We start from the raw sequence: 15977 nt of genomic DNA, 5'->3' as shown, positions 1-15977 counted from the left end.
CGACCCGGTCACCGGACGAGCGGTCAGCCCTGACGGGCCTGCATCTTGACCCGGTTGGTGAGCTCGCTGACCTGGTTGAAGACCGCGCGCCGCTCGCCGAGGAGCTGGTTGATCTTGCGCTCGGCGTACATCACCGTCGTGTGGTCGCGGTTGCCGAACTGGGCGCCGATCTTCGGCAGCGACAGCCCGGTGAGCTCCCGGCAGAGGTACATCGCGATCTGGCGGGCCATCACCAGGTGGCGGCCGCGGCTGGGTCCGGTGAGCTCCTCGATCGAGAGGCCGAAGTACGCCGCGGTCTGAGCGATGATCAGCGGCGCGGTGATCTCGGGCTCGCCGCCCTCGGGGATCAGGTCCTTGAGGACGATCTCGGCGAGGGTGAGGTCGACGTCCTGCCGGTTGAGGTTGGCGAACGCCGTGACCCGGATGAGGGCACCCTCGAGCTCGCGGATGTTGGTCTGGATCTTGCTCGCGATGAACTCGAGCACGTCCGGCGGCGCGGTGAGCCGGTCCATCGCCGCCTTCTTGCGGAGGATCGCGATCCGGGTCTCGAGGTCCGGCGGCTGCACGTCGGTGATGAGGCCCCACTCGAACCGGTTGCGGAGCCGGTCCTCCAGCGCCTCGAGCCGCTTGGGCGCCTGGTCGGAGGTGAGCACGATCTGCTTCTGCGCGTTGTGCAGGTAGTTGAACGTGTGGAAGAACTCCTCCTGCGTCTGGGTCTTGCCCTGCAGGAACTGGATGTCGTCGATGAGGAGGACGTCGACCTCGCGGTAGCGCCGCTTGAACCGGTCCTGGCGGTCGTCGCGGATGGAGTTGATGAACTCGTTCGTGAACTCCTCGGAGCTGACGTAGCGCACCTTCGCACCGGCGTACAGGCTGCGGACGTAGTGCCCGATCGCGTGCAGCAGGTGGGTCTTGCCCAGGCCGGAGTCGCCGTAGACGAGCAGCGGGTTGTAGGACTTGCCCGGCGCCTCGGACACGGCGACGGCGGCCGCGTGCGGGAAGCGGTTGGACGAGCCGATGACGAACGTCTCGAAGGTGTACTTCGGGTTGAGCCTCGACTCCGGTGCCTGGGTCGGGCGGTGGCCGTCGATGCTGGGCGGCGGCGAGGGGAACTTGTTGCGGATGGCGTCGAAGGTGGGCGTGGCGTCGTCGTCGTACGTCGACGAGTCGATCTGTCGATTTGTCGACAAGTCGCTGAATCCACCCTCACCGACCGGCTCCGGCTCGGTCCGCGGCTGCTCGGCAGCGACGACCGGCTGCTCCTCCTCCGCGGGGAGCTCGATGGGTCCGCTACGCAGGCTGGGGTCGACGGTGACGGCGAGCTGCACGTCGTAACCGAACCGGTCGGTCAGCGCGTGCTCGACGTCGCCGCGCACCCGGTCCTCGAGCCGCTTGCGCGTGTAGTCGTCGGGCACGGCGACGATCGCGGTGCTGCCGTGCAGCGTGACCGGTCGGCTGGCCTGGAGCCAGGCCCGTTGCGGTGCCTGGAGCTCCTCGACCACGGACTGCCAGGCGTCCTCCAGGCGGAGGGTGGCCGGATCCGCGTCGGGCGGCTCGTTCCGGGTCTCCGGTGCCTCGTCGTTCCCGGTCACGGCTTCCTCTCCCAATCGTGTCGCTCCACAACTTTGTCCACAGGCTGTGAACACATGGTGAGCGCCGTGCGCGGCGCCTCGCCGAGGCCGTTCCGGATCCGAATGTCCATGCGTTTGCGCAGGTCAGCGGCCAGTTCTACGTTCGGAGGCCGTGATGTCGGCGACGCATGGGCCCTCGTGTGACCCGAACCGGCGGGGAATCCCGGAGAGGCCGAACGTAGCCGGGTTGGGCCTGTGGATCAACCCGTTCTCCACAGGATCTCAGGAACCTGTCGACAACCTTCCGGCGGGGTGCCCAGGATCCTGGCCGGACCCGCCCTAGGGTTGTGCGTTTCGCCGGTTTGACCGGGCGATTCGCCGCCGCGTACCGTTGTTCGGTCATCCGGTGTCGACCGGTGCCGCATGTCCATGGCTCTGCCAGCAGGTCTCCATGGATGCGCGGTGCCAGCCGAAGCTGTGACTGCCCTCGATCGCCCTGTGCGCTCGACTGCCGGGCCGCGCCGGATGACCCTTCCCGAGACGTACTGAAAGCCGAGAGGTCGATCGTGAGCAAGCGGACGTACCAGCCGAACAACCGTCGCCGTCACAAGACGCACGGGTTCCGACTGCGGATGCGCACGCGCGCCGGCCGCGCGATCCTGGCGAACCGTCGCCGGAAGGGCCGCAAGAGCCTGGCCGTCTGAGGCCACGGCCCGACCGGCTCTGCCTCCGGAGGGCTTCGTGCTGCCTGCCGACCACCGGCTGACCCGACCCGACTCGTTCCGACACGCCGTGAAGGCGGGCCGTCGGTCCGCTGCGCGCACCCTGGTGACGCACCTGGCGACCGGTGACGCGGGCGCCGTCGAGCCGGCCCGGGTCGGCTTCGTGGTCAGCAAGGCGGTCGGCAACGCGGTCGTGCGGAACACGGTGAAGCGCCGACTCCGGCACCTCGCCCGCTCGCGGGTCGCCTTGCTGCCCGGCGGCGCGTTGCTTGTCGTCCGGGCCCTGCCGGCGGCGGCCACGTCCTCCTCCGAGGAACTCGCTGCCGACCTGGACCGTTGCCTGGGGAGGAGCCTCGAAGCCGGGCAGTCCGGCCGGCCGGGCTCCGGACAGGTGGCGACGCGGTGAAGTGGCTGTTGGTCGCGCTGCTGCGCGGCTACCGAGCGGTGATCAGCCCGCTCTACGGCGACGTGTGCCGCTACTACCCGTCGTGCTCGGCGTACGCCCTGGAGGCGGTGCAGACCCACGGGAGCATCAAGGGCAGCTGGCTGGCGGTGCGCCGCCTGGGCCGCTGCCACCCGTGGGCCGCCGGAGGCGTCGACCACGTCCCCGCCAAGACTTCGCGTCGTGACCGTGCCGCCGAGGCGGCCAGTCACCACGCGCCATCCATCGAGCAAGGAGCCGCAAGTGGTCCACTCCCCCGCTGAGGCGGGCGTCTCCGCACCCCCGGCACGCGCCTCGCGGCGTTGCCGGCGCTCGACAGACAACCCGGTATGGCGTCGCACCGGCGCCTTGCGATGCACGCACCGGAGGCACGGCTACACCCACCTCATCGAGGGAGAGGACCACTAGTGGGCTTCATCGGCGACATCGGCCACTTCATCATGGTGCCGCTGTACTACATCATCTCGGCGGTACTGCTGGGCTGGCACAAGCTGTTCGACCTCATGGGCCTCGACCCGGCCGGCGGTGCGGCCTGGGCGCTGTCGATCATCGGCCTGACGCTGGTCATCCGCGCGGCGCTGATCCCGCTCTTCGTGAAGCAGATCAAGTCGAGCCGCAACATGCAGCTGATCCAGCCGAAGGTGCGGGAGCTGCAGAAGAAGTACGGCCACGACCGGCAGAAGCTGGCCGAGGAGACGATGAAGCTCTACAAGGACGCCGGGACCAACCCGTTCGCGTCCTGCCTCCCGATCCTCCTGCAGATGCCGATCTTCTTCGCGCTGTTCCGCCTGCTCGACCAGGCGGCGAAGAAGGGCACGGCGCACGGCTTCCTCACCGAGGATCGGGCCCGACAGTTCGGTGAGTCCGAGGTGTTCGGGAAGATCCCGCTGGCCGACTCGTTCTGGGGTGCCCGGACGTGGGGTGACGACCCGAACGGCATCGTCATGGGTGTCTCACTGGTGCTGGTGCTGATGATGACCGCGACCACGTTCCTCACGCAGCGGCAGCTGATGGCCAAGAACATGCCGGCCGACGCGCTCAGCGGTCCCTACGCGCAGCAGCAGAAGATGCTGCTCTACATCCTTCCGGTCGCCTTCGGCCTCGGCGGTGTGGCGTTCCCGATCGGCGTCCTCCTCTACTGGACCACCTCGAACCTGTGGACGATGGGCCAGCAGTTCTACGTCATCCGCAACAACCCCGCCCCCGGCACGCCTGCGTTCAAGGCCAAGGAGGAGCGGGACAAGGCGAAGGCTGCCAAGCACCCGGAGAAGTACGCCGTCTCCGAGGCGGTGGCGGAGCCCGAGCGGCAGGTCGAGGAGCCGCGTCCTTCGCAGCGCGTCCAGCCCAAGCGGCAGACCCGCTCCCAACGCAAGTCCGGCAAGCCGGGCGGATCCAACCCGAACAATGGAGGCAGCAAGTGAGCACCGACGCCGAGGTCGACCCGACCATGGCCGACGACATCGAAGAGACCGACGAGCTCGAGGGCACCGAGGCGGAGGAGTCCGAGGGGTCCGACGCCGACGCCGAGGAGGGGGACACCGACCTCGTCGCCCGCCTCGAGCGCGAGGGCGACATCGCGGCCGACTACCTCGAGGAGCTCCTCGACATCGCCGACCTCGACGGCGACCTGGACATGGACGTCGAGGCAGACCGCGCGGCTGTCTCGATCGTCGGCGCCGATCTCTCGCAGCTGGTGGGTCCGGACGGGAAGGTTCTCGAGGCGCTGCAGGAGCTCACCCGGTTGGCGGTCTACCGCGAGACCGGTGAGCGTTCGCGACTGATGCTCGACATCTCCGGCTACCGCGCCGACAAGCGGACCCGACTCACCAAGCTCGGGGAGCAGGCTGCGGCCGACGTGAAGGCGTCCGGTGAGCCGATGTCGCTCGACCCGATGTCGCCGTTCGAGCGCAAGATCGTCCACGACGCGGTCGCCGCGGCGGGGCTCCGCTCGGAGTCGGAGGGCGTGGAGCCGCGACGGCACGTCGTCGTGCTGCCCGCGGACTGACCCGAGCCGTTTCACGTGAAACATCCCGTCGGCGAGACGGGCGGCGCAGGGCCCGCACCCGAGGTGGTGCGGGCCCTGTTCCCTTCCGATCGCCTCTCCCTGGTCGAGCGCTACGCCGAGCTCCTGGCGACCGACGGCGTCGTGCGGGGGCTCATCGGCCCGCGCGAGGTGCCCCGTCTCTGGGACCGACACCTGGTCAACTGCGCACTCCTGGCCACCGCGCTCCCCCGCGACGCCCGCCTGGCCGACATCGGTTCGGGGGCCGGGCTGCCGGGCCTGGTTGTCGCGCTGGCCCGTCCCGACGTCCGGGTGACCTTGGTGGAGCCGCTCCTGCGTCGCACCACGTTCCTCGAGGAGGTCGCAGCCGGCCTCGGTCTCGACAACGTGCTGGTACGTCGGGACCGGGCCGATGCCGTCCACGGAGACGAGACCTACGACGTGGTGACTGCGCGGGCCGTGGCGCCCCTGGAGCGTCTCCTGGGGTGGTGCATGCCCCTGGTCGCTCCCGCCGGCTTCCTGCTGGCGATGAAGGGTGACTCGGCGGAGGAGGAGATCGACTCGGCGCGGTCCGTGCTGAGGGAGCTCGGCTGTGCGGCACCGACCGTGGAGGTGCTCTCGGCTCCACCGGTCGCGGGCTCGGCTGCCCCCGGCACGACGTCTGCACAGACCAGGGTCGTTCGGGTTACCTGGGCCGATCCGGCGCGAGTATCGTTGCCGACTTCCGGGGGTCGCGGGGGTGGTCGAAGCGGAAAGCGTCGATCGCCGCGACGGAAGAGGTGAGGCTCGTGAACCGCTGGCCGGACGAGTTTTCCACCGGTCCCGAACCCCCTGCTGAGCCTGAAGTTCCACAGTCCGCGCCCACTTTTCCACAGGAGGCCCCGGTGTCGGGTGAACCGACCGAACCGCCGTACGACCCGTCGCCGAACGATGTTTCACGTGAAACGAGCCCCTCGGGTGTTTCACGTGAAACCGGCTTCGGCGTGCGCACGGCCGCTGATCTCGCGGCGTACGAGACCTCCTTCGCGGACGACCAGACTCCGCTCGCTGCGGAAGCCCACCAGTCCGTGATCCTCCGCCAGGGGATCCAGCGCGAGCCGGTACCCCGGCCCGAGGCCACCCGGATCTTCGTCGTCGCCAACCAAAAGGGCGGCGTGGGCAAGACCACGACGACGGTCAACATCGCGGCCGCTCTCTCAGAGCTCGGGCAGCGGGTGCTGGTCATCGACCTGGACCCTCAGGGCAACGCGTCCACCGCCCTCAACGTGGACCACCGCCAGGGCACGGTCGGTACCTATGAGGTCCTGGTGGACGACGTCCCCCTCGCCGAGGCGGTGCAGGCCTGCCCCGACTGCGAGCGCCTCGACGTGGTGCCGGCGACGATCGACCTCGCCGGTGCCGAGATCGAGCTGGTGAGCGTCGTCGCTCGCGAGGGCCGGCTGCGGAAGGCGATCCTGGGCCACCCGCGGGTCGGCGCGGCGGCCCTCACCGGTCCCGACCGCTACGACTACGTCCTCATCGACTGCCCGCCCTCGCTCGGACTGCTGACGCTCAACGCGCTGGTCGCGGGCGCGGAGATGATGATCCCGATCCAGGCGGAGTACTACGCCCTCGAGGGGCTGGGTCAGCTGCTCAAGACCGTCGACATGGTCCGGGCCCATCTCAACCCCGAGCTCGCGGTCTCGACGATCCTCCTCACGATGTTCGACGCGCGGACCCGGCTCGCCGCCGGCGTCGCCCAGGAGGTGCGGGAGCACTTCGGGGACCAGGTCATCAAGACCGCGATCCCCCGCTCGGTGCGGGTGTCGGAGGCGCCGTCGTACGGCCAGACGGTGATGACCTACGATCCGAGCTCACCGGGCGCGCTCAGCTATCTGGAGGCTGCGCGGGAGATCGCGACGCGCGGGACACGAGGGAGCAACGCATGAGTGGCAACACCCCGCGGCGGGGCCTGGGTCGCGGTCTCGGATCGTTGATCCCCACCGCTCCCCCTGAGCCGCCCACTCCGGTGGGCACGGCCACGACGACGGCCGAGCCCGCCGAGGCTGCGACCGGGTCGGCGTCCCCGCCGGCGTCCGCGCCGGCCCAGGACGATCGCCAACCGCTCGTGACCGTCGACGGCGCCTACTTCGCCGAGCTCGAGCCCACCTCGATCCGTCCGAACCACGTGCAGCCGCGCCAGGTCTTCGAGGAGGAGGCGATGGCCGAGCTCGTGCACAGCGTGCGCGAGATCGGGCTGCTGCAGCCGGTGGTCGTCCGGGAGATCTCCGCCGGGTCCTACGAGCTGATCATGGGCGAGCGCCGGTGGCGCGCGGCCCAGCAGGCCGGCCTGGACAAGATCCCGGCCATCGTCCGCCAGACCGACGACGCCGACATGCTGCGCGACGCGCTCCTGGAGAACCTCCACCGCGCCCAGCTGAACCCGCTGGAGGAGGCATCGGCCTACCAGCAGCTGCTCGAGGACTTCGGCTGCACCCACGACGAGCTCGCCCAGCGGATCGGCCGGTCGCGGCCGCAGATCAGCAACACGCTGCGCCTGCTGAAGCTGAGCCCCGCGGTCCAGCGCCGGGTCGCCGCCGGCGTGCTCTCGGCCGGTCACGCTCGGGCGCTGCTCGGCGTCCCGGATGCCGAGGTCCAGGACCGGCTCGCCCAGCGGGTGATCGCCGAGGGCATCAGCGTCCGCGGGTTGGAGGAGATCGTCGCGGTCGGCGACGACGGCCCCACCACGAAGCGGCGAGCCGTCCACCCCAAGCCGTTCGCACCCGGGCTCGTCGAGCTCAGCGACCGGCTGGCCGATCGGCTGGAGACGCGGGTCAAGATCGACCTGGGCAAGGCCAAGGGCAAGATCACCGTCGAGTTCGCGACGCTCGAGGACCTGCGCCGGATCATCAACATCATGGACCCGCAGGCCGACTGAGGTCGGCCGACCGGGGCCGGGCGCCTCGACCGCGGTGGTCACCCGCGACCGCGGAGCGGACCATGTCGACAAAGCGACCTGACGACCTGACGACTTGTCGACGAGTCGATCTGCCGACAAGTCGATAGGTCACTTGGACGACTTGTCGCCCTTCGCGGCGCGCTTGGCGGCGGCCTTCTGGGCGCGCGCCCGCCGCTCCTCCTGGTCCAGCCGCGCCGCCTCCTCGGGCGTCGGGGCGCTCCCGCCGAAGCGGGCCGGCGTCCACCAGGAGCCAGGTGCCTTCTCGTCCTCGGGGTAGGCGGCGATGGTCTCGTCGAGGAGTCGCTGCATCGCCGTACGCAAGGCGGCCGTCTCGGCGTTGATGTCCTCCCCCGTGGGGTGCATCGGCTGGCCGACGCGGACCGCGATCGTCTTGCGGGAGCGGGAGAAGTCGCGGGGGTGGTCCTTGGTCATCAGCCGGTGCGCGCCCCAGACGATGACCGGGATCAGCGGGACGCCGGCGTCGGCCGCGATCCGGACGGCACCGCTCTTGAGCTCCTTGATCTCGAAGGACCGGGAGATGGTGGCCTCGGGATAGATCCCGACGACCTCGCCGGCCTCGAGGTAGGACCGGGCGTCGAGCATCGACTGGACGCCGGAGTCGCGGTCGACGCGGATGTGGTGGAAGCTCCGCAGCAGGTGGCCGACCCCGGGCTTGTCCATCATCTCGCGCTTGATCATGAACCGGACCAGCCGCTTCGAGGGGTTCGCGGCGAGACCGCCGTAGATGAAGTCGACGTACCCGGTGTGGTTGATCGCGAGCAGGGCACCGCCCTTGCGCGGGACGTGCTCGGTGCCGGACAGCTGGAAGCGCTGCCCGAGGAGCTTGAACAGCACCTTCGCCGTGACGATGACCGGGGGATAGGTGATGTCGCGCACCGATCGAGTCTCTCAGGCCGGCTCGCTAGAAGCGACAGCGGTCCAGGCAGAACCAGTCGCAAAAACTGTGCGGTACGAACAAAAAGCGGGCTCGGTCATCGGCGGGTGGCGAGGAACTCCGCGATCCTGCCGATCGCCTCCTCGAGCACGTCGACGTCGGGGAGCGTGACCAGCCGGAAGTGGTCGGTGTCGGGCCAGTTGAAGCCGGACCCGTGCGTGACCAGGATCTTCTTGGCTCGCAGCAGCTCGATGACGAACTGCTCGTCGTCCTGGATGTCGTAGACCTCGGGGTCCAGGCGCGGGAAGCAGTAGAGCGCGCCGCGCGGCTTCACCGACGTGACGCCGGGGATCTCGTTGAGGAGTCGGTGCGCGAGCATGCTCTGCTCGTAGAACCGGCCGCCGGGCACGATCAGCTCGTTGATCGACTGGTAGCCGCCCAGCGCGGTCTGGATCGCGTGTTGGGCCGGCACGTTCGCGCACATCCGCATGTTCGCGATCAGGGTCAGCCCCTCGAGGAACTCCTCGGCGATCTCCTTCGGACCGGAGATCATCACCCAACCGGCGCGGTAGCCGCAGACCCGGTAGGCCTTGGAGAGACCGCTGAACGTCAGGCACAGCACGTCCTGCCCCGCGGCGGCGGCCGCGTGGTGGTGGACGGCGTCGTCGAAGATGATCTTCTCGTAGATCTCGTCGGCGAAGACGACCAGCTGGTGACGCCGGGCGATGTCGACCAGCGCCTCCACCATCTGCTTGCTGTAGACGGCACCGGTGGGGTTGTTGGGGTTGATGATGACGATGGCGTGGGTGTTGTCGGTGATCTTCGACTCGATGTCGGCCAGGTCGGGCATCCAGTCGTTCTCCTCGTCGCACCGGTAGTGCACCGGGGTCCCGCCGGAGAGCGTCACCGCGCCGGTCCACAGCGGGTAGTCTGGCGCCGGGATGAGGATCTCGTTGCCGTCGTCGACGAACGCCTGGAGCACCATCGAGATCAGCTCGGAGACGCCGTTGCCGATGAAGACGTCCTCCACGTCGGTGTCCCGGAGGCCGCGCGACTGGTAGTACTGGGCGACCGCGGTCCGCGCGGAGTAGATGCCCTGCGAGTCGCTGTAGCCCTGCGACTCCGCGAGGTGGTGCGTCACGTCGGCGAGGATCGCCTCGGGTGCCTCGAAGCCGAACGGCGCCGGATTGCCGATGTTCAGCTTGAGGATGCGGTGGCCCTCGGCCTCGAGACGCTGGGCTTCGACGAGGATGGGGCCGCGCACGTCGTACCGGACGTTGCGGAGCTTCTTGCTCTGGCGGATCTTGCGCACGGCACCAGTGTCGCAGCCGCCGATGTGCCGATGCAGGTCGATATCGCCCGCTGGCGGCCTACCCTGGTCGGGTGGCCCGTACGACGGTCCCGTTCACCCTCGACCACCTCGACGCCCTGGACGCCATCGAGGTGCCGTGCCGCGCGTGCCTGTTCTGGGAGCTCGACCCGGTCCGCCGCAGCCGCCTCGACGAGCAGGAGGCCCGTGACGTCAAGGAGTCCTGGATGTCGGAGGTGCTGCGGGAGTGGGGGTCCTGCGGCCGGGTCGCGATCGTCGACGGGGTCGCGGTCGGCTACCTGACCTATGCGCCGCCGTCGTACGTCCCGGGTGCGGCACAGTTCCCGACCGCCCCCGCCAGCCCCGATGCCGTGCTGCTGACGACGGCCTACGTCGCCGACGGGTACGACGGCGCCGGCATCGGCCGGCTGCTGGTGCAGGGGATGGCGCGCGACCTGGTCGGCCGCGGCGGGATCCGCGCGGTCGAGGCCTTCGCCCACGGCGGCAACCGGCTGGTCCCCGATCGCGGCTGCCTGCTGCCGGCCGAGTTCCTCGCCCGCGTCGGCTTCAAGACCCACCGCCCGCACCCGAGGACCCCTCGGATGCGGATGGAGCTGCGCTCGCTGGTCAGCTGGCGCGACGAGGTCGAGGCCGCGATCGAGCGGCTGGTGGGCGCCGTACGCCCCGCCAAGAACCCCTCGCCCGCTCACCGCGAGGTGGACTGACCGGAGGGCCGAAAACGGGATAGTCCCTGACGAAAAGCACCCGAATCACGGGATTCTCGGTGCTTTTCGTCAGGGACTATCCGCCCTGCGGGCTGACCTCAGGCGATGAAGTCGGCCAGCTCGTTGAGGATGGCGGCCTTGGGGCGGGCGCCGACGATGGTCTTCACGACCTCACCGTTCTGGTAGACGTTGATCGTCGGGATGCCGGTGACGCGGTACGACGCGGGGGTGACCGGGTTCTCGTCGACGTTCATCTTCAGGAAGGTGATCTTGTCACCGTGCGCGGCGTTGATCTCGTCCAGGATCGGGGCGACCTGGCGGCACGGGCCGCACCACTCCGCCCAGAAGTCCACGAGCACGGGCTTGTCGGACTTGAGGACCTGCGTGTCGAACTCGGCGTCGGTGACGGCGGGGATGTTGCCCACGGTTCTTCCCTTCGATGGATCGGTGCGGTGGTGTCTCTAGTGAACACGAGGGGCGGGGGAGATGTTCCCGGCGCGGCTCGTGCGGGGTGGGTCAGGCCGGCGTGCTCACGGCGGCGGCGACCTCGGTGACCTCGGCAGCCGTCGCCTCGGCCGAGCCGGCCGACGACGCGACGTGGTCGAGCATCGCGAGGTAGCGCTCGGCGTCCAGCGCGGCGGCGCAGCCGGTGCCGGCGGCGGTGATGGCCTGCCGGTAGTGGTGGTCGACCAGGTCGCCGGCGGCGAAGACGCCGGGCAGGTTCGTCGCCGTGCTCGGCTGCTGGACCAGCACGTAGCCGTTCTCGTCGAGGTCGACCTGGCCCTTGAGCAGCTCGGAGCGCGGCTCGTGGCCGATCGCGATGAACAGGCCGGTCACGGCGAGGTCGCGGGTCTCGCCGGTCACGGTGTCCCGCAGCGTGATCGACTCGAGCGACTCGGTGCCGTTGATCGAGACGACCTCGGAGTTCCAGACCAGCTCGAGCTTGGGGTCGGCGAACGCGCGCTCCTGCATGATCTTCGAGGCGCGCAGGGAGTCGCGGCGGTGGATGAGCGAGACCTTGCTGCCGAAGCGGGTGAGGAACGTCGCCTCCTCGACCGCGGAGTCGCCGCCGCCGATGACGGCGATGTGCTGCTCGCGGAAGAAGAACCCGTCACAGGTCGCGCAGTACGACACCCCGCGGCCGGACAGCTCGTCCTCCTTCGGCAGGCCCAGCTTGCGGTAGCCGGAGCCGGTCGCGAGGATCACGCTGCGCGCGGTGTAGGTGTCGGTGGCGGTCTTGACGACCTTGACGTCGCCGGTGAGGTCGACCTCGACGATGTCGTCGGCGACGAGCTCGGCGCCGAACCGCTCGGCCTGGGCGCGCATCTCGTCCATCAGCGCGGGGCCCATGATGCCGTCGCGGAAGCCGGGGAAGTTCTCGACCTCGGTGGTGGTCATCAGCGCACCGCCGGCGGTCACCGAGCCCTCGAAGACCAGCGGCTCGAGCTGGGCGCGAGCGGCGTAGATCGCGGCGGTGTAACCGGACGGCCCGGAGCCGATCACGATCACGTTGCGCGGCGTGGACTGCTCGGAAGTGTCGGACATGGAAGCCTCATCGGTCGGGGACACGTCAAAAGGACCTGACAAAGGGGTGCAACCCGATCGTAGGGGGCGGCATTCCCCCACGACAGCCCGCGCCAGCGCGGCCAGCGCGGACCAGCGCGGACCCGGCCCGATCAGCCGGGCACGGGCAGCGTGGTCGAGCGCAGCACGTCGCTGGTGCCGCACTGCAGCACCTCCACCACCTGGGCGTCGCCCATCGGCTCGCGGAACACGACCAGGGCGGGGTCGCCGTCGTACTGCACGCCGACGAGCACCCCCTTGCCCCACGCGGCGACCTTGCACCTGAAGCCGCTGGGCAGGTACTCCGCGTAGTGGGAGTACATCGCCCCGACCGGGGACGGCAGCACCAGGCGCTGGACCCGGACCAGGTCGACCCCCAGGTGGTCGGAGCGTACGACGTAGGGCCGGTCGGGCCGGGCCAGCTCCTCGCTCGGGGTGGCCTCGGCCTCCGGGGCCGCCTCGCTCGCCGCGACGCCGGCGTCCTCGGCCTCGGTGTCCCGGCGGTCGAAGTCGGAGCTCACGGCGCCGCTGTCGCCGGCGTCGAGGTCCTCACCCTGGTCGACGAACGAGCCGATGCCCAGGCCGACCACCACGGCGGCAGCGGCGGCGCCCAGCAGCGCGACGACGCGGTGGCGACGGGTGCGGGCGATCGGCACGACGTTGTCGGCGGGCTCGGGGTCGAGCTGGACCCGCTCAGCGGCCAGGCCGGCGAGCGACGACTCGAGGCGCGCGACGACGTCGGCCGGCATCGGCCCGTTCGCGCGGGCGTCCGCGAGCAGCGCCCGGACCTGCTCCTCCTCCGCGGGAGAGAGCGGGTCGAGCTGCTCGTCGGGCTCGTCGGTGGTCATCGGGGTCCTCGGTCGGGCTGGGTCGCGCTGGCGGGGTCAGGCACGGGTGGGGCGACGGTCAGGCAAGGGTCAGACAAGGGTCAGGCGGGGTCAGGCAAGGGTCAGGCGGGGTCGGCGGCCGCCTCGCCGGGTGGTCCTCGGGGCGACAACGATCCGACGTCCGGGGTGGCGGCAGGGTTCCCGGTGACGGGTGTGGGCTCGCTCTCGTCGGGCTCGTCCATCAGCGGACGCAGCAGCACGGCGAGCCGAGCCCGGCCGCGCGCGCACCTGCTCTTCACGGTGCCCTCGGCGCAGTCGAGCATCACGGCGACCTCGGCGACCGGGTAGCCCTCCATGTCGACCAGCACCAGCGCCGCGCGCTGCTCGGCGGGGAGCTGCTGGAGCGCGGCCAGCACCGCGGCCCGGCGCTCGGAGCGCAGCCCGTGCTCGGCGGGATCGAGGGTCGCGTCGGAGCCGTCGGTCGCGGTCAGGTGAGATCCCCGGCCCGCCTCGTCGAGGTCGTCGGGGAGGGGCTCGGCGCGTCGTACCTTCGCGGACCGGAGACGGTCCAGGCAGGCGTTGACGACCACCCGGTGCAGCCAGGTCGTGACGGCAGCGTCGCCGCGGAAGCTCCCGGCCCGGCGGAACGCGGCGACCAGCCCGTCCTGGAGCCCGTCGGCGGCGACCTCGGGGTCGCCGCTGGTGCGGAGCGCGACGGCCCAGAGCCGGTCGCGATGGCGGGCGAAGAGCTCACCGAAGGCATCGGCGTCGCCGGCGACGTGGGCAGCGAGCAGCTCGGCGTCGGTGCGGTCGCCGACGACCTCACCGTCCACGCACGACCACCTCCGCCAGGCCCGCCCTGAAACCACCCGAGACCACCGGGAGCGAAGTGAACCACACGACGACGTAGCGCCCGGTGACGGCCGTGCCCGGGCCCTTCGCCGAGGCCGGCTCGAGGGTGAGGTCGGGGCCCGCGGACTCGGCGGCGGCGGCGGGCGGACCGGTCGGCACGGCGTCGGGAACCTCGTCGGTGACGTAGAGCTCCACCGAGGTGGGCGTCCCGACCAGGTCGAGGTCGACCCGGGCCACCTCCCGCACGACGCCGAGGTCGAGGTAGACCCCGACCCCCTCCTTGAGCGCCGGCAGGGCGGGGCCGAGCTGGTCGCGGTAGGTCGAGGTCGACCAGCTGGTCGAGGCGTTGCCGTCGACGGCGAGGGGGACGTCGGCGTCATTCTCGGCGCCGTCCTCGCTCTGCGGGTCGAAGGCGCGCACGGTCACGTCGGGCAGCGGGCTCGTGGTCGGCTCGGGCGGCGTCGTCAGCGACGGGGTCCGGGTCGGGTCGCGCTCGGCGCCCAGCGGGGTGCGGCCGCGGCCGAGGTTGAAGGCCACGGCAACAGCGACCACGAGCGCCAGGCAGGCCGCGACCACCATCGCGAGCCGCAGCCAGCTGCGCCCGGGTACGGCGTCCTGGTCGGCCGTGTGCTCGCCGGTGTGGTCCAGGTCGGGCCCGGCGCCGGTGTCCTCCCACGGCCAGAACCCAGCGGCCGCCAGCGACGCCTCCGCCGCGGGCGGCGAGGGCCGGACCGGCTCGGGCACGTCGGTCCGCGGTCGCCGTACGGGCGCACCCTCGGGCGGCTCGGGCGCGAACAGCGGACGCTCGGGTGGCTCGTCGAACGGCGGCGGCGGGGGCGGCGGCACGCTGCGGGCGCGCAGCCAGGCCACCTCGTCGCCGTCCTCCGGGTCGCCGAAGACCGGCATGCCGGCCTCGGTCGGCATGTCGACGATGTCGGCCACCGACGGGATGGGCGGCTCGTCGGGCTCGTCGGGCTCCTCGAGCTCGTCGAGCTCGTCGAGCTCGGTCGATCCTTCCTCGGTCACCTCCGGCTCGTCCGCCGGAGCGTCGTCGAACGGCGCGGCGGTGCGCTCGAAGTCGCGCACGGTCATCTCCGGCACCTGCGGGAGCACGACCGGGCGCACCTCGTTGATCGGCGGGATCGACCCGGCGAGCGCCTCGGTCAGCCCGGTGGTGTCGCCGAGGAACTCCAGCAGCCGATCCTGCACGGCCTGGGCAGTGGTCACCTCCTCGCTCGGGCCGGCGCCGTTGTCGCCGACCCAGCGTCGGACCTGCATCAGCTGGCGGGTCTGCAGCAGCTGCTTCGATCGCCCGCTCTTGCCCGGCTTCGCCTGCTGGTGAGCCGTCTCGGTGATGTCGGTCCACAGCTGGTCGAGCGGCCGCGGCACCCCGGCCCGCACCTGCCGCGGCGCCAGCACCTCGTCGTGGGCGTGGGGCGCGGCCGGGACGATCGAGGAGGACGGGCCGGGCCAGGTCGCGGTCAGCGAGCAGTACAGCAGTCCCGCCAGGTCCTGGCGGTCGTGGTCGAGCCGACCCGCGGGCAGCCCGTGGAGCGCTGCGTCGACGCAGAGGCCGATCAGCCGGACCGCGCCGAGCCGGTCGATGAGCACGTTCTCGGGGTTGAGCCGCCCGTGGGCGACACCGCGGGAGTGGGCGGTGGCGACCGCGCCGGCGACCTCGGCCGCCAGCCACGCGGCCCGGCGGGGTCCGAGCGGCCCCCCCGCGGTCACCAGGATGTCGAGCGAGGTGCCGGTGCCCCACTCGTTGACGACGAAGCACTTGCCGTCGACGATCTCGGCGTCGAGCACGCGGAGGATCCGGGCGTCGAGGACGGTGGCCGACTCGCGCGCGGCGGCCATCAGCAGCGGGGCGCGCGGGTCGTCGTCGGGGATCACGTGGAGGGCGACGTACCGCTCCAGGACGTTGTCGTGGGCACGCCAGAACCGCCCACCGTCGCTCTCGGTCAACAGGTCGATCAACCGATAGCGGCCGGCCAGCACGTCGCCTGGCCGAGTCGACGTCGTCAACCCCCAGTCCTTCGTGTTCGGGTCTGTCCCACCACTCGTGCGCCGATAGTTCGGAGCGCCTGCGCCTCCCATCGTAGGGCGGTTCGGCGCCGGTTTCCGGGGA

General features: G+C 70.9%; 17 protein-coding genes. 9 read left to right on the top strand and 8 right to left on the bottom strand.

The window, feature by feature from the left end:
• Window positions 1–23: 23 nt before the first annotated feature.
• Window positions 24–1592 carry a chromosomal replication initiator protein DnaA gene (dnaA, locus tag DJ010_RS12590; protein WP_170124642.1) on the bottom strand — a complete coding sequence of 523 codons (1569 nt, stop codon included), beginning with the start codon at window positions 1590–1592 and terminating at the stop codon, window positions 24–26.
• A 545-nt stretch (window positions 1593–2137) separates the two neighbouring features.
• On the opposite strand from dnaA, the gene rpmH reads away from it, so the two are divergent.
• The 8 genes from rpmH (at window position 2138) to DJ010_RS12550 (ending at window position 7654) form a co-directional block, all read left to right on the top strand.
• Window positions 2138–2275 carry a 50S ribosomal protein L34 gene (rpmH, locus tag DJ010_RS12585; RefSeq protein ID WP_109694204.1) on the top strand — a complete coding sequence of 46 codons (138 nt, stop codon included), beginning with the start codon at window positions 2138–2140 and terminating at the stop codon, window positions 2273–2275.
• Window positions 2276–2312: 37 nt separating this feature from the next.
• Window positions 2313–2699: a ribonuclease P protein component gene (gene rnpA, locus DJ010_RS12580; RefSeq protein ID WP_109694202.1), complete on the top strand. Its 387-nt coding sequence runs from the start codon at window positions 2313–2315 to the stop codon at window positions 2697–2699.
• On the top strand, window positions 2696–2998 hold the full coding sequence (gene yidD, locus DJ010_RS12575; RefSeq protein WP_109694200.1) for a membrane protein insertion efficiency factor YidD: 303 nt from the start codon (window positions 2696–2698) through the stop codon (window positions 2996–2998). The genes rnpA and yidD overlap by 4 nt, the downstream gene beginning before the upstream one ends.
• Window positions 2999–3088: 90 nt before the next feature.
• Window positions 3089–4156: a membrane protein insertase YidC gene (gene yidC / locus DJ010_RS12570; RefSeq protein ID WP_109694520.1), complete on the top strand. Its 1068-nt coding sequence runs from the start codon at window positions 3089–3091 to the stop codon at window positions 4154–4156.
• A 26-nt stretch (window positions 4157–4182) separates the two neighbouring features.
• The gene (locus tag DJ010_RS12565) at window positions 4183–4740 is read left to right on the top strand and encodes a Jag family protein (RefSeq protein ID WP_109694518.1); all 558 of its coding nucleotides are present in this window, start codon (window positions 4183–4185) and stop codon (window positions 4738–4740) included.
• Window positions 4741–4755: 15 nt separating this feature from the next.
• Window positions 4756–5520: a 16S rRNA (guanine(527)-N(7))-methyltransferase RsmG gene (gene rsmG / locus DJ010_RS12560; RefSeq protein WP_245927507.1), complete on the top strand. Its 765-nt coding sequence runs from the start codon at window positions 4756–4758 to the stop codon at window positions 5518–5520.
• Window positions 5521–5720: 200 nt separating this feature from the next.
• Entirely contained in the window at window positions 5721–6665 is a 945-nt protein-coding gene (locus DJ010_RS12555) for a ParA family protein (protein ID WP_281271138.1), read from the top strand.
• Window positions 6662–7654, top strand: coding sequence for a ParB/RepB/Spo0J family partition protein (locus DJ010_RS12550; RefSeq protein ID WP_109694196.1), 993 nt, complete (start codon window positions 6662–6664; stop codon window positions 7652–7654). Before DJ010_RS12555 ends, DJ010_RS12550 begins: the two co-directional genes overlap by 4 nt.
• A 129-nt stretch (window positions 7655–7783) precedes the next feature.
• Here DJ010_RS12550 and DJ010_RS12545 read toward each other — a convergent pair whose 3' ends face one another.
• On the bottom strand, window positions 7784–8572 hold the full coding sequence (locus DJ010_RS12545) for a lysophospholipid acyltransferase family protein (protein ID WP_109694194.1): 789 nt from the start codon (window positions 8570–8572) through the stop codon (window positions 7784–7786).
• A gap of 95 nt (window positions 8573–8667) precedes the next feature.
• Window positions 8668–9882 carry a pyridoxal phosphate-dependent aminotransferase gene (locus DJ010_RS12540; protein ID WP_109694192.1) on the bottom strand — a complete coding sequence of 405 codons (1215 nt, stop codon included), beginning with the start codon at window positions 9880–9882 and terminating at the stop codon, window positions 8668–8670.
• 71 nt (window positions 9883–9953) lie between these two features.
• Here DJ010_RS12540 and DJ010_RS12535 point away from each other — a divergent pair, with 71 nt between their 5' ends.
• On the top strand, window positions 9954–10604 hold the full coding sequence (locus tag DJ010_RS12535) for a GNAT family N-acetyltransferase (RefSeq protein WP_170124641.1): 651 nt from the start codon (window positions 9954–9956) through the stop codon (window positions 10602–10604).
• A 98-nt stretch (window positions 10605–10702) separates the two neighbouring features.
• Here the strand turns inward: DJ010_RS12535 and trxA are convergent, their stop codons facing one another.
• The 5 genes from trxA to DJ010_RS22690 all read right to left on the bottom strand — a co-directional run bounded on the left by trxA (window position 10703) and on the right by DJ010_RS22690 (window position 15874).
• The gene (gene trxA, locus DJ010_RS12530; RefSeq protein WP_109694190.1) at window positions 10703–11029 is read right to left on the bottom strand and encodes a thioredoxin; all 327 of its coding nucleotides are present in this window, start codon (window positions 11027–11029) and stop codon (window positions 10703–10705) included.
• Between the two features lie 91 nt (window positions 11030–11120).
• On the bottom strand, window positions 11121–12149 hold the full coding sequence (gene trxB / locus DJ010_RS12525; RefSeq protein WP_109694188.1) for a thioredoxin-disulfide reductase: 1029 nt from the start codon (window positions 12147–12149) through the stop codon (window positions 11121–11123).
• A 131-nt stretch (window positions 12150–12280) separates the two neighbouring features.
• Window positions 12281–13015 carry a hypothetical protein gene (locus tag DJ010_RS12520; protein ID WP_109694186.1) on the bottom strand — a complete coding sequence of 245 codons (735 nt, stop codon included), beginning with the start codon at window positions 13013–13015 and terminating at the stop codon, window positions 12281–12283.
• 101 nt (window positions 13016–13116) lie between these two features.
• Entirely contained in the window at window positions 13117–13827 is a 711-nt protein-coding gene (gene sigM, locus DJ010_RS22695) for an RNA polymerase sigma factor SigM (RefSeq protein WP_109694184.1), read from the bottom strand.
• A complete protein-coding gene (locus DJ010_RS22690) occupies window positions 13817–15874 on the bottom strand; it encodes a protein kinase family protein (RefSeq protein ID WP_146207336.1) in 2058 nt (685 codons plus the stop codon). Before DJ010_RS22690 ends, sigM begins: the two co-directional genes overlap by 11 nt.
• Window positions 15875–15977: the final 103 nt, after the last annotated feature.

Origin of the sequence: Nocardioides silvaticus (assembly GCF_003160695.1) — a bacterium.
GTDB lineage: Bacteria > Actinomycetota > Actinomycetes > Propionibacteriales > Nocardioidaceae > Nocardioides > Nocardioides silvaticus.
The sequence above is the reverse complement of the archived record's forward strand: the minus strand, read 5'-3'. Positions and strand labels throughout refer to the sequence as shown.

What these genes read in the sequence shown, in the direction of transcription:
- yidC (WP_109694520.1), top strand. Translation starts at nt 3,089, where the DNA reads ATGCACGCACCGGAGGCACGGCTACACCCACCTCATCGAGGGAGAGGA.
- trxB (WP_109694188.1), bottom strand. Translation starts at nt 12,149, where the DNA reads ATGTCCGACACTTCCGAGCAGTCCACGCCGCGCAACGTGATCGTGATC.
- DJ010_RS12520 (WP_109694186.1), bottom strand. Translation starts at nt 13,015, where the DNA reads ATGACCACCGACGAGCCCGACGAGCAGCTCGACCCGCTCTCTCCCGCG.
- DJ010_RS12565 (WP_109694518.1), top strand. Translation starts at nt 4,183, where the DNA reads ATGGCCGACGACATCGAAGAGACCGACGAGCTCGAGGGCACCGAGGCG.
- DJ010_RS12550 (WP_109694196.1), top strand. Translation starts at nt 6,662, where the DNA reads ATGAGTGGCAACACCCCGCGGCGGGGCCTGGGTCGCGGTCTCGGATCG.